The 12,972-nt window shown below is 53.3% G+C and carries 13 protein-coding genes; 10 read left to right on the top strand and 3 right to left on the bottom strand.

Annotated features, from left to right (window positions below):
- Positions 1-165 precede the first annotated feature (165 nt).
- Entirely contained in the window at positions 166-1,080 is a 915-nt protein-coding gene (locus ACR0ER_RS11040) for a LysR substrate-binding domain-containing protein (RefSeq protein WP_170334018.1), read from the bottom strand.
- Positions 1,081-1,260: 180 nt separating this feature from the next.
- On the opposite strand from ACR0ER_RS11040, the gene ugpB reads away from it, so the two are divergent.
- From ugpB to ACR0ER_RS11010, 6 genes are all read left to right on the top strand, one after another.
- On the top strand, positions 1,261-2,568 hold the full coding sequence (ugpB, locus tag ACR0ER_RS11035) for a sn-glycerol-3-phosphate ABC transporter substrate-binding protein UgpB (protein WP_480768964.1): 1,308 nt from the start codon (positions 1,261-1,263) through the stop codon (positions 2,566-2,568).
- A gap of 64 nt (positions 2,569-2,632) precedes the next feature.
- The gene (gene ugpA / locus ACR0ER_RS11030) at positions 2,633-3,514 is read left to right on the top strand and encodes a sn-glycerol-3-phosphate ABC transporter permease UgpA (protein ID WP_480768963.1); all 882 of its coding nucleotides are present in this window, start codon (positions 2,633-2,635) and stop codon (positions 3,512-3,514) included.
- A gap of 20 nt (positions 3,515-3,534) precedes the next feature.
- The gene (gene ugpE, locus ACR0ER_RS11025) at positions 3,535-4,371 is read left to right on the top strand and encodes a sn-glycerol-3-phosphate ABC transporter permease UgpE (protein WP_480769092.1); all 837 of its coding nucleotides are present in this window, start codon (positions 3,535-3,537) and stop codon (positions 4,369-4,371) included.
- 2 nt (positions 4,372-4,373) lie between these two features.
- Positions 4,374-5,429: a sn-glycerol-3-phosphate ABC transporter ATP-binding protein UgpC gene (gene ugpC, locus ACR0ER_RS11020; RefSeq protein ID WP_480768962.1), complete on the top strand. Its 1,056-nt coding sequence runs from the start codon at positions 4,374-4,376 to the stop codon at positions 5,427-5,429.
- Positions 5,429-6,376, top strand: a complete 948-nt coding sequence (locus ACR0ER_RS11015; protein ID WP_480768961.1) for a glycerophosphodiester phosphodiesterase family protein — start codon at positions 5,429-5,431, stop codon at positions 6,374-6,376. Before ugpC ends, ACR0ER_RS11015 begins: the two co-directional genes overlap by 1 nt.
- A gap of 105 nt (positions 6,377-6,481) precedes the next feature.
- Positions 6,482-6,880, top strand: a complete 399-nt coding sequence (locus tag ACR0ER_RS11010; RefSeq protein ID WP_480768960.1) for an NUDIX hydrolase — start codon at positions 6,482-6,484, stop codon at positions 6,878-6,880.
- Between the two features lie 199 nt (positions 6,881-7,079).
- On the opposite strand, the gene ACR0ER_RS11005 is transcribed toward ACR0ER_RS11010, so the two are convergent.
- Together ACR0ER_RS11005 and ACR0ER_RS11000 are read right to left on the bottom strand one after the other, a co-directional pair.
- Positions 7,080-7,757 (bottom strand): histidine phosphatase family protein, encoded by a 678-nt coding sequence (locus tag ACR0ER_RS11005; protein ID WP_480768959.1) that lies wholly within the window; start codon positions 7,755-7,757, stop codon positions 7,080-7,082.
- 264 nt (positions 7,758-8,021) lie between these two features.
- Positions 8,022-8,816, bottom strand: a complete 795-nt coding sequence (locus ACR0ER_RS11000; protein ID WP_480768958.1) for a LuxR C-terminal-related transcriptional regulator — start codon at positions 8,814-8,816, stop codon at positions 8,022-8,024.
- A gap of 117 nt (positions 8,817-8,933) precedes the next feature.
- On the opposite strand from ACR0ER_RS11000, the gene ACR0ER_RS10995 reads away from it, so the two are divergent.
- From ACR0ER_RS10995 to ACR0ER_RS10980, 4 genes are read left to right on the top strand one after another with little or no spacing between them, the layout of a single operon-like run.
- A complete protein-coding gene (locus tag ACR0ER_RS10995; protein ID WP_480768957.1) occupies positions 8,934-10,064 on the top strand; it encodes an ABC transporter ATP-binding protein in 1,131 nt (376 codons plus the stop codon).
- 31 nt (positions 10,065-10,095) lie between these two features.
- Complete coding sequence (locus tag ACR0ER_RS10990) at positions 10,096-11,259, top strand: ABC transporter substrate-binding protein (protein ID WP_480768956.1); 1,164 nt, start codon at positions 10,096-10,098, stop codon at positions 11,257-11,259.
- 27 nt (positions 11,260-11,286) lie between these two features.
- A complete protein-coding gene (locus ACR0ER_RS10985; RefSeq protein WP_480768955.1) occupies positions 11,287-12,138 on the top strand; it encodes an ABC transporter permease in 852 nt (283 codons plus the stop codon).
- 13 nt (positions 12,139-12,151) lie between these two features.
- Positions 12,152-12,967, top strand: a complete 816-nt coding sequence (locus ACR0ER_RS10980; protein WP_480768954.1) for an ABC transporter permease — start codon at positions 12,152-12,154, stop codon at positions 12,965-12,967.
- Positions 12,968-12,972: the final 5 nt, after the last annotated feature.

Below are 12,972 nucleotides of genomic sequence, written 5' to 3'. Positions count from 1 at the left end.
CATCCATGCTCAATTGCAGAACCACTCGGCTTTTCGCCGTTTTTGACTGTTAATCCGAGATCGATCTCGAGGGCTATTCCAAATATTCAAGTTTTGGTTTCAAGCTATGAAGATCGAAAATGTACGGCTTACTGGTAGCGAACATCGGCGTTTGCCGCCCTACAGTCAGTGATGGAGTTTGCCTACCTTGAACGGGGCTAAGCTCTCTTGGAACTGCTCGATGAACTCTAGCGTCACCAATGACGGTTGCTTCAAAATCGGACGCACAAGGGAAAGCGTATGTGACAAGAGCGGTTTGAACGGTCGGTAGCTCAATCCGTTGTCTGCGTATTGGACCGCGTCCAACTCGCTGACCACGGAAATCCCAACACCCTTTACAGCTAATTCACAAGCCGCCGTGAACTGCCTGACTTCGATGTGGGAATTGAGTTTGACGTTGGCGCTTTGAAACGCTTTTGAGAGTTTCCCAAAAAAGTCGCTGTCGCGCCGTGTGTGAATAATCTTGGCATTCGCAAGATCCGTAGGTGACACCTCGGAGAGTTCTTCCAATTCATGTCCGGTAGGAAACACGCAAACTGTGCGGACATCGATGTCTCTGCTTTCGACGGCCGGATGCCCGTTAAAACTATCTGTGATTCCGAAATCATATTGCTCACCGATCATCCACTCGAGAATGCGTTCCGGTCTGTCTGGTTCGATCGTCATTGTTACACCTGGCCGATGTTCTAAAAACTTGGCGATGACGTTGGGAAGGTGACTGGTGGCGAACCCAGGCAAACATGCGATGCGGATGTGTCCCGCTTTGCGTTTCGTTATGTCCTGACTGACATCCGAGATTTGCTTCATCAATTCCAAAACACGCTCTACGCTGGGTTGCAGATAACGCACTTCCTGCGAAGGCACTAAGCGACCTTCACGGCGATCAAAAAGTTGAAAGCCAAGCGATTTTTCCAGATCAGAAAGCAGTCGGCTGACCGCAGGCTGGCTTATCCCAAGATCCGTAGCTGCAGCAGTGACCGACCCATTTGTAGAAACTGCCATGAGCGCTTCCAATTGGCGGATCCTCAAAGTTTGACTCATGCTTTGAACCTGGTTCGTTGTTTGCTTTGCAAGTTTATAATGTAATGTTATTTTTTTCTCAAAAATTAAATGCTTGAATTATAAAATTGTGACGTTAACGTCGGGAAATCGCCATGTGTGCCGATTACGCGTTGCTGTCGGTATTCAACGAAGCATCAACACTGATGCATGGGAGGAATTATGAAAAAGCACTTTCTCGGCGCGCTCGCCGTAACCACTGCGTTGTCCCCCGTGGCGGCGATGGCGCAAACTGAAGTTCAGTTCTGGCATGCCTTCACCGGTCGATTGGGTGAGCTTGTGAAAGCGCAGGTTGAGGAGTTCAATGCCAGTCAGGATGAGTTCGTTGTGGTCGAAAGCCACAAAGGTAACTACTCAGAAACTCTGAATGCGGGTATTGCCGCATTCCGCGCTGGTGAGCAGCCCCACATTCTGATGGTTTTCGAAGTGGGCACGGCTACGATGATGTCGGCTGAAGGTGCAATCAAACCCGTCTATGAAGTGATGGCTGAGAGCGGTGCGTCGTTTGACCCTGACGCATACATCGGCGCTGTAAAAGGGTACTATACGACCACGGACGGGGACATGCTGTCGCTGCCTTTCAACTCGTCCACACCGGTTTTGTGGGTCAATCGAGATGCCTTCGAAGCGGCGGGCGTTGATCCGGACACAGATCTATCGACCTGGGAAAAAGTTGGCGACGTGCTGGAGCAGCTGAAGGCAGGCGGCGAAGACTGTCCGCTGGTGACCGCATGGCAAAGCTGGATCCACCTCGAGAACCTGTCTGCCTATCACGACGTTCCATTCGCCTCGCAAGATAACGGTTTTGCCGGACTGGATACCGAGTTGATGCTGAATGGCCCGACACAGGTTGCGCACCTGACCGCAATGGGTGACTGGGCCAAGGACGGCAAGTTCATTTACACTGGTCGCAGAAACGAAGGCGGCGCGAATTTTCGGGCTGGAGAATGCGCCTTGTTCACCGAAAGCTCGGCCGGTTATGCCGGTATCAGCTCGGAAGCTGAGTTCAACTTTGATGTGCGCCCGCTGCCCTATTGGGAAACCGTCGTGAGTGAACCGCAGAACACCATTATTGGTGGCGCGTCGCTTTGGGTCCTCGAGGGTCACGACCCTGAGGCATACAAAGGCGTTGGCGAGTTCCTGAGCTTCCTTTCTTCTTCAGATGTTCAGGCGGCCTGGCACCAGAACACCGGCTATCTTCCGATCACGGCCGAAGCAGGTGATGCAACACGCGCGTCGGGTTTCTATGACGAAAACCCAGGCACCGATATTGCCGTGATCCAAATGACCGCGAAAGAACCGACCGCGAATTCGAAGGGTCTGCGTCTGGGGTCGTTTGACCAGATTCGCGGCATTATCGACGAAGAGCTCGAGGCCGTCTGGTCCGGTGAAAAGACCGCTCAGGAAGCGATGGACAGTGCGAAAGAACGCGGTGACGCACTGCTGCGCCGGTTCGAGTCCGCCAATTAATAATTCGTAACTCGATGCGGGCCTGTTCAGGGCCCGCATTCTGTTTCATCGGTGGGTTCTCAGGATGGAAAAACGCGTCACCTTTCGCGGCTGGCTCTTGCCAGTGGCGCTCATTGCCCCTCAGGTCATCATTTCCGCTGTTTTCTTTTTCTATCCCGCCGGTCAGGCTGTTTGGCAGTCTCTGTTCATACCTGATCCTTTTGGGCTGTCGTCCCAATTCGTGGGGCTCGGCAACTTTGAATTCCTGCTGAGTGACAAGTTCTACCGCGCCTCTTTCGTGACAACGGCGGTGTTTTCGACGCTCGTGACACTGTGTTCGATGATACCTGCCTTGTTTCTGGCAGTTATCGCAGATCGCCTGATCAAAGGATCGGGTGTTTATCGAACATTGCTAATCTGGCCCTATGCGGTCGCTCCTGCGGTCGCAGGTGTGCTGTGGCTATTCATGTTCAACACGCGCGTTGGCGTCGTGTCGTGGTACCTCGGCCAACTCGGTTACGACTGGAACCATGTTTTGAACGGCACTGAGGCTATGGGCTTGGTTGTAGTCGCGTCAGCCTGGGGGCGCATTAGCTATAACTTCTTGTTCTTTTTCGCGGCGTTGCAGTCGGTTCCAAAATCTGTGATCGAGGCGGCCGCGATCGACGGCGCGCGCTTCTGGCGTCGGTTCTTCACCATTGTTCTGCCGCTGTTGTCTCCGACAGCGTTCTTCCTGCTGGTGGTGAATGTGGTTTATGCCTTCTTTGAAACCTTCGGTGTAATTCACACAATCACCGGGGGAGGGCCGCAGCAGGCGACGACCATTCTGGTCTACAAAGTTTTCTCAGATGGGTTCGTTGGACAGGATCTAGGTTCGTCCTCGGCGCAGTCAGTCATTCTGTTGATCGTGGTCGGCCTATTGACCGTCATCCAGTTCAAGTACGTGGAAAAGAGAGTGCATTACTGATGGCAACCCAACAGAACGGTATGGTCGAGAAACGTGGCGCGGGGATATGGCTGACCCACGCCTTCATGATCCTCGGCGTTCTGATCATCTTTTTCCCGATCTGGTTGGCTTTTGTCGCCTCGACTGTCACACAGGCCGAGATCGTCTCGCCGCCCATGCCGGTCGCGCCAGGTGATCAATTCTGGGTGAATTACAAGGCGGCTCTGTTCTCTGGCATAAACGTCCCTGTGGCAACGATGCTGTTCAACAGTCTCGTAATGGCCATCGGGATCGCAGTGGGCAAGATTGTTATTTCGTTGTTGTCAGCCTTTGCAATTGTCTATTTCCGATTTCCTGGGCGGACAACGTTCTTTTGGCTAATCTTCCTGACGTTAATGTTGCCGGTCGAGGTCCGTATCGTTCCTACGTTCGAAGTTGTCGCCGGGTTTGGAATGCTCAACAGCTACTATGGGTTGATCTTCCCTCTTATCGCTTCGGCCACGGCAACGTTCCTGTTCCGGCAGTTTTTCTTGACGATCCCGGATGAACTTGCCGAAGCCGCCCGCGTGGACGGTGCCCGCCCGATGCGGTTCTTCATCGATATCGTGGTGCCGATGAGCCGGACTAACATCGCGGCGCTTTTCGTGATCCTGTTTATCTATGGGTGGAACCAATATCTCTGGCCGCTGCTTATCACCACTGATCCTGAAATGAATACCATCGTGATGGGGATCAAACAGATGTTCCCGTCCGGCGATGATTTTGCGCATTGGCCGACGATCATGGCGACTTCCATTCTGGCGATGATCCCTCCGGTCATCGTGGTGGTGTCTATGCAAAAGCTTTTTGTCCGCGGCCTTGTCGATAGCGAGAAGTAATAATGGCAACAGTATCCCTGGAAAACGTCAAAAAGAGCTTTGGCCCGACGGATGTCATTCATGGCATCGACATAAAGATTGCTGACGGTGAGTTTATTGTGATCGTTGGTCCTTCGGGTTGCGGAAAATCCACGCTTTTACGGATGGTTGCAGGTCTGGAAACTGTAACGTCCGGCGAAATCCGGATCGGAGAGGAACGGGCCAACGACAAAGAGCCGATGGACCGCGATATCGCGATGGTATTCCAGAACTACGCACTCTACCCACATATGTCCGTGCGCCAGAACATGGGTTATGGCCTGAAAATCGCCGGGCTGCCAAAGAAGCAGATTGATCAGAAGGTGACCGAAGCCGCCAAGCTATTGCAGCTGGAACCCTTGTTGGATCGCAAACCCAGACAACTATCAGGCGGCCAGCGTCAGAGGGTGGCGATGGGTCGGGCTATTGTCCGCGAGCCAGCGGTTTTTCTGTTTGATGAGCCACTTTCGAACCTCGATGCCAAGCTGCGGGTTCAGATGCGTCTGGAAATTCGCGAACTCCAGGAAAAGCTGGGGATCACGGCGCTCTATGTGACCCACGATCAGGTCGAGGCCATGACGATGGCCGACAGGATGATCGTGATGAATGGTGGCATTGCCGAGCAGATTGGGACGCCGTTAGAGGTCTACGAAACACCGAGAACTCTGTTCGCGGCACAGTTCATTGGCAGCCCCGCGATGAATGTATTTGATGCGCGGCGTGAAAACGGGACAGTCAAGATCGGTGAAATAGAAGTTGGCCCATCTGCGGGTCCCGATAGCGCGTTGAAGCTGGGGATCCGCCCAGAGCACCTGTTGTTGGACGATAGTGGTCCGCTAGAAGCGACGATTCAAATGGCGGAACCGTTAGGGGCCAACACTCTGTTGCATGGTCAACTCGCGATAGGCGGCGGAGCGATCACGATAAGCCTACCGGGCGTCCACCCGATCGAAGGCCGGCATCCGAACATGCGGTTCTCGGTCGTCCCAGAGCACATGCATCTATTTGACCAATCAACCGGGGAAAGGTTGGGCGGCTAATGGCGTTTCCGCAGGTCGAAGCATTTCGTGGTGGTAGCAACTTGATCCGTGTTGTGGGGCATCGAGGGGCAAGAGGCGTTTTGCCTGAAAACAGCATGATTGGCTTTGATTTCTCGCTGTCCATTGGCGTACCGCTTCTTGAATTCGATGTCGTTCTGACGGCTGATGACGTTCCGGTTATTACCCACAATCATCGTCTGCACGCATCTGGCTTTCGCGACGCCAATGGCCTGTTTCTTTCTGGAGAGGAGCCGAAAGTCTCATCTCTGACTTTCGACGAAATCCAGCAATTCGATATTGGACGGTTAGACGGGCATTCTGACTATGGTCAACGCTTCCCGGATCAGGCGCAACTGGACGGCGTTCGTGTCCCAAGGCTGATAGACTTGCTCGACTTGGTAGCCGAACCAAAATACAGCGATGCCTATCTGATGCTCGAACTGAAGTCGGACCCTGACCTGGCTAACGATGCGATTTATCGAGAGAACTTTGTTGGGCGAGTTCTTCGGGAGGTTCGCGCCAAAGGTCTATCTACGCGCGCGGTTTTACACAGTTTTGATTGGAACCTTTTAGAAGAATGCCAGCGACAGGCTCCGGATATGCCGTCTTCTTACCTTACGCAGCTTCCGGAAAACGAGGACGAAGTGGGCGAGGATTCCTCGAAAGCGGTTTGCCCAGACTTTCGCGGTCGTCACGATGAAATTCCAAATTTGGTCAAGCAAGCTGGCGGTTCGCTTTGGTGCCCGTACTACGCGGATGTAACAGCTGAAAATGTGGCGCGCGCAAAAGATCTGGGCCTATGTGTTGCCGTTTGGACGGTCAATGAGCACGAAGAAATAGACAGGATGATCGGCCTGCGCGTGGATGCAATCGTATCTGACTACCCCGGCCGGGTTCAAAGGCATCTGTCGGATTTAGGCATGGGATGGCAAATCGAAAACGGGTGAATTCTGCGTCGCTAACTCGTGACGTTTTTTGTGTTTCTGCCAGTCACAATCGGAAAGGATCGATCACATCATCACTTCAACCTACTGTGGAGGGCGAGAACCATAGTGGATCAGCGTACAAAACAAGTTGCAGCATTGCCTCTGCAATTGTTCGGCGGCCGCCTCAAGGTGCTCCTTATAACGTCGCGTGACACAGGGCGCTGGATCATGCCCAAGGGCTGGCCGATGGACCGCGAGCAAGACTGGCGCGCGGCAGGAATTGAAGCGTTGGAGGAGGCTGGGGTAGAAGGTACAATTTCCCGCAAGCCGATCGGTGAGTTTGAGTACGCCAAGGTTTTTAACGACGGTACCAGTGTCCAAGTGAAAGCCACGGTCTACCCTCTCTACGTCGATAAGGTGAAGCGCCGGTGGAAGGAAAGGCACCAAAGAAAAAGGCATTGGTTCTCGCCCAAGGGTGCTGCGAAAGCACTCAAACAGCCAGAGCTGGAAGACTTGCTCCTCTAACTAAAAAGCAATCCTAGAAAGAACAAATCAATCCGCGAGTTGCTACCTTGAGCCGATACCGCGTAGTTTATCCAGACTCAGGTCGATAGCTACTTTGCTCTGGAAAAAACGACTTAACCCTTTCATTCAGAAATTGTTTTCTAGGCTTGAAGCCAGCGGAAATCCGATATCATGGGATTAAGTGCCAAACATCGACACCTCAGTGCTCAACGAAGGTTGAATATCCGCATCGCAACTCGATGAAACCATCTTGAGGTTCGTTCAAGTCAAAAACCTCTTCTGAGGGCAAGTTCAAGTAAATCCCTCGAAAGACGCGCAGGGTTAAGCCGTGGCCAACAACTATGACAGCCCCCTCAAAAGACTTGCTGGAATACCAAGCAGAAACCCGGTCATGTACGTCAGCATAAGACTCTCCGCCCGGTGCGGAACAGTTCCAACGGTCAGCGCAACGCGCCTCCCATTCTTGGGGAAATCGTCTTTTGATCTCGTTTTCCGCCAAGCCTTCCCATCGCCCGAAACTGCATTCCATCAAACTGGTTTCATACTCGATGGCTTCCGGGGGTAGGCCAAGTTCCTCGACAACGATGGAAGCCGTCTGTGCCGCTCGACCAAGTGGGCTTGAAATTACCTTCAGAGGGTGACGGCTGCATAGGCGGTGCCTTAGTCTTTTTGCACTCGCCACTGCCTGAGCGACCCCTCGCTTGGTCAAGGGCGAATTCTGCCGACCTTGACGTCGTTTTTGAAAATTCCATTCGGTTTCACCATGGCGAAGCAAGAAAATAGTAGGGCTGAGTTTTTGGTTCAAAACGTATCGAAGCCTTCCTGTACTGAAGCAAACCGAAAACCCTGATTTTTCTTCCACGCAGTTCCAGTTCAAACGAAGGCCCCAGAATTCAATAGAAGCTTCAGACTTGTGCGATTAAGTCTATGGCGTAAGACAACGTGGTCATGTAACCCTCGCGTCCAGTGCTTTATCGCTGCACTTGGTCCGCTTTGGGCTCAACGCAGTCGTTCGCGGCATTTGGCATGAACGACCACTTTGCGGACAAACCTGTCATTCGCAGCTGAGAATAGCCATCTGTTCACCCAGTATAGGCTGATCGGTTTCTAAGTATTGCCAAAATGCTGATTTCTCGGAGTCTTAAGTTTCTTCCGGTCCCAATAGTGCATCGATGAATCTTGAGAACAATTCCCCCTGAGACCTTATCCTAAGCTTGGAATATATGTTCCGACGGTGGATACGAACCGTGCCCGGTGAAATACCCAGTATACGACCAACGGCGTCAGCGGAATGACCCTTGAGGGTAAATTCGACGACCTCTTTTTCGCGGGGGGTAAGCAGGCCTTCGTCAAACTTTTCAAATGCTTCCTCGACATTCAACACCCGCCCTTTGCGCCGCGTGCTGCCGGGTTTTTGCCCGAACTCACGGGCCAATCCGGTCCAGTGATGCCGGCAGGTTTCACTGACCACCGGCCATGCCTTCCCCAGCTCCCGGAAGTTCTTGGCACTAAACGATTTTTTTGCCCGCATCAAGGAAACACAGACGGTTGCCTCGTCAGGAAGGTTAACAACATAGCAAATTTCCTCTGCCAAGCCGGTCTGAACATAGTAGTTTCGAAAATACTCACCCTGATAGAACCGATCAGGCGCCAGATCACGTAATCGGTACAGCCCCGGATCAATTGAGTTTGCGCTTGCAAGGTAGAACGGATCCAGAAGATAGGGGCCTTCCTGATAGTCCTCGACCATGATCTTCCGTTTCGATTTTGGGAAATCGTCAAATAGGTCGATCGGGCGGGCTGATCCAAGGTAACCGAAAATGACGGTATAGTCGAACCCACTGATTACCTTAAGGGAATCTGAAAGGGTTCTGGAAAAATCCTCTGTTCCAATAGCAGCAATGATTGCGCCAGCTTCGGTCAACCAATCTGTCACGGCTGCCTCCTATTCAAAATAGAGTACCACATTCGTGATATATACAAGAATCGACAATCTTTTTACCGTTTGGGTGAAACAAGTGGTATTTCAAAAATGAGGATATGTCCCGAAAAAATGGCGATCGGTGAATATAGCCAGCAAACGGACAAACCGGCAGCAGGCACTGTCGCTGAACTTCGCAGCGTGTCCAAAAGGTTTGGGGACGTGTTGGCGGCCAATGATCTCAACCTGAAGATCGCAGAAGGAGAGTTCCTGTCCTTTCTGGGGCCGTCCGGATGTGGCAAGACAACAGCTTTGCGAATGCTGGCGGGGTTCGAAAGCCCGTCCGAAGGCGATGTCTTGCTGGACGGAGAGGTCGTAAACTCGCTTGATGCTCATCTGCGTCCGGTCAACATGGTGTTTCAGCATTACGCTCTGTTTCCGCACCTGACCGTCGCCCAGAACATCGGGTATGGCCTGAAACAAAGACGCCCGAGGCTACCCAAGGCTACGATCGCGCAGAAGGTCAGACAAGCATTGGAAATTGTACGGCTCGAAGGGTACGAGGCGCGCCGGATCTGGGAAATGTCCGGTGGTCAGCAGCAACGTGTCGCCCTGGCCCGTGCGATTGTGAACGAACCCAAACTTCTGTTACTTGATGAGCCTCTTGCAGCACTGGACAGAAAGTTGCGCAAGGAAATGCAGATCGAACTGCAGAATATCCAGCGCCGTCTGGGCATTACGTTTGTTCTGGTCACCCACGATCAGGAAGAAGCGCTGTCGATGAGCGACAGGATCTGCATTATGCGCGATGGCCGGATCGAGCAGGTAGGCAGCCCGCAGGATCTATATGATCGTCCGGCAAACAGGTATGTGGCCGGGTTTGTTGGAACAACCAACATTTTCGAAGGCACTGTTACTGCCGTGAGCAACCAGCAAGCCGATGTTCAGTTAATGACCGGCCAGACCGTTGCAGGGCAGAACCCGTTCGATCTGAACGTTGGGCAAGCTATCGGCCTGAGCGTCAGGCCCGAACAAATTCACCTCAGCAGATCTTTTCAGGCGGAAACAGACCTCGCCGTCAAAGTCCTCAACCGCATCTTTCTGGGAGAGCATACCGAATACCTGGTCAGGCATGACACGTTGGGAGAGTTCCTGGTGCTGTCGCCTCGCCAGTCAGAGTTGAACGAGGGATCGTTCAAAGTGGATGAACAGCTTTACGCGTCATGGAACGCCAGCGGAGCGCTCATCCTTTCAGGAGACTAACCTAACGGATCCAGCCAACAGGGGAATACTCATGACAAAATCACCGGATCACATCTCGAAGAAGAAATTCATGGAAGAGCTGTACCGCTATAAGCGCGGTTCGGTTACACGTCGACACTTTCTCGGTGTGACGGGATTGGGGGCGGCGACGGCTGTGCTTGGTTCGGCTGTGCCTGGCCTGCGACCAGTTCCGGCCTGGGCTACCGGTGACATTGGGGACCGTGTGGTTCTGGCCACCTGGCCGAACTACCACGATACCGCGAACTTTGATGCCTTTACCGAAGCCACGGGTGCCAATGTTCAGGTTAACGTTTTTGGTTCGAACGAAGAGATGTTGGCCAAGCTTCAAGCTGGAGCGACAGGCTGGGACGTGTATGTGCCGACCAATTACACCATCACCACCTATGTCAGCGAAGACCTGATCGAACCGCTTGATACGTCGCGGTTGCCTAACTACGACCCGTCGGCCTATGACCCGCGTTATGCCGAGGCAGGCTCGGTAGATGGCAAGCTCTATGCTGTCCCAAAAAACTGGGGCTCGACCGGGTTTGTCGCCAATACTGATCAACTCAACGGTGCGCCGACGCCGTCGACCTGGAAAGAGTTTTTCGATTTGACAATGGGCGATCTGTCGGGCGGTACAATCGTGCACGATTATCAGCTGACGACGATTGGCAACGCGCTGAAGTACTTTGGCTATTCCTTCAATTCGGTTGACGAGGAAGAACTGGCCGATGCGGAAAAGCTATTGATCGAAGCCAAGCCGCACCTGTTTGCGATTTCGTCGGATATTCAGCCGTCTATGCGCAGCGGCGACGCCACGCTTGCCATGGCTTGGTCCGGGGATGGGAAACAGCTGAACACCGACATGCCTGAGATCATGTATATACTCGGCAAGGAAGGTGGCGAGTTGTGGAGCGACTACTACGCCATCCCGAAAGGCGCACCTCACATGGATGCGGCGTACGCTCTAATCAACTACTTGTTGGATCCCGAAGTGAACGTCAGGGAGGTTCTGGCACACGGGTATCCGACGGCAGATGCGAAATCGACTTCCATGCTGCCCGAGGAGTTGCAGAACGATCCAATCCTTTATCCAGCTCAGGAACTTCTCGACGCGCTTGAGTTCGGCGCGGCCGTGACGCTGACAGATCCCAATCGCGCCGAACTGATGGCCCGGTTCAAATCCGCCTAAAAGTCGACTGCCGGAGATGAGAACGACATGACTGCGAAAACACGCAACTGGCTTTTGCTGGCCCCGGCCGGGACATGGTTCCTGGTGATGTTGGTGGTGCCGCTGACGGTTGTTCTCATATTCAGCTTCGGTGAACGTGGCCCGGCCGGGGGCTATGTTCCGGCCCTGACGCTGGAGCAATACGCCAATCTTCCGGCGCGCTGGACCGCGTTCAAAAACACAATGGTGCTGGCTCCTGTCGGCACAATCGCCGCCCTGCTCATAGCCTATCCGCTTGCCTATTTCCTGGCTGTCAAAGCGGACCCGAAATGGAAAACCATCCTTCTGGTTCTGGTGATCGTTCCGTTCTGGACCTCTATCCTGATCCGCAGTTACGCGTGGATCTTCCTTTTGGGTGGCCGCGGTATTCCGGAATTGATCGACCTTTTCGGGATAGGGAAGCCGCGCCTCATTAACACCCCTTTTGCCGTCCTGATCGGCATTATCTATGGCTACCTGCCGCTTATAGTCTTTCCGATCTTCGTCAGCCTCGACCGGCTGGACAAGCGCCTGCTCGAAGCGTCCTCAGACCTAGGCGCAACACCGGCACGAACCTTCCTGCAGGTCACTCTGCCCCTGTCGGTACCGGGCGTTGCTACGGGGTGTTTGCTGGTGTTCATACTCTTGATGGGAGAGTTCCTGATCCCCGCACTGTTGGGCGGCGGTAAAGTGTTCTTCGTGGGCAATGCACTGGTCGATCTGTTCCTGCAATCACGCAACTGGGCTTATGGCTCGGCGGTGGCGGCCACGTTGGTGTTCATCATGTTGATCTCGGTGACGATCTACATGCGGCTGATATCGCGGCTGAATACCCAACGTGAAGACGTATCGTTGATGTAAGGGGGCGGGTAGGATGCGACTTTATGCTCTATGCGTTTATCTCTTCCTCTATATCCCGATCGGGGTCATTGCGCTGTTCAGCTTCAATGCAGGGCGCCATGCCAGCCAGCTCCAAGGTTTATCCACACAATGGTATGGCAAAGCGCTGAACAACCCGTTTGTTATGGACGCGCTGGAAACAAGCCTTATCGTTGCACTTGTTTCTGCTACTCTTGCCTCATTGTTCGGAACAATGGCGGCCGTGGGTTTGCAGGGTATCCGCGGGCCGATGCGCGCGGCCTTTGACGGGTTGATCTACGTGGCGATCATGATCCCCGGCATCGTTATTGGCATCGCGACGCTGATTGCGCTTGTCACTATTTTCGACTTCGTGAATCTGGGTATAGCAGCCATATGGCCCGAAGGGGTCGACCCCCCAAAGCTCAACATGGGTATGGGATCTCTGATTGCCGCGCACACCATGTTCACGATGGCCCTTGTCGTGATTATTGTTCGCGCAAGGCTTTCCGGCATGGACGCCACCCTGACCGAGGCATCTTCGGACCTTTATGCCACGCCATTCGGCACTTTCAGACAGGTCACTTTGCCTTTAATTTTTCCCGCAATTTTGGCCGGATTCCTGTTGAGTTTTACGTTTAGCTTTGACGATTTCATCATCGCGTTCTTTGTCGCAGGGTCCGAAACGACGCTTCCAATTTACGTGTTTTCGTCAATCCGCCGTGGTGTCACGCCAGAGATCAACGCCATCGGCACAATGGTATTGGCGGCGTCATTGGTCCTTTTGGTCACAGCCCAAATCCTTCTACGGAGGGGAGATAAGAAGAAATGACAGCT

The sequence above is a fragment of the Ruegeria sp. CH8 genome, from assembly GCF_056536985.1.
The sequence above is the reverse complement of the archived record's forward strand: the minus strand, read 5'-3'. Positions and strand labels throughout refer to the sequence as shown.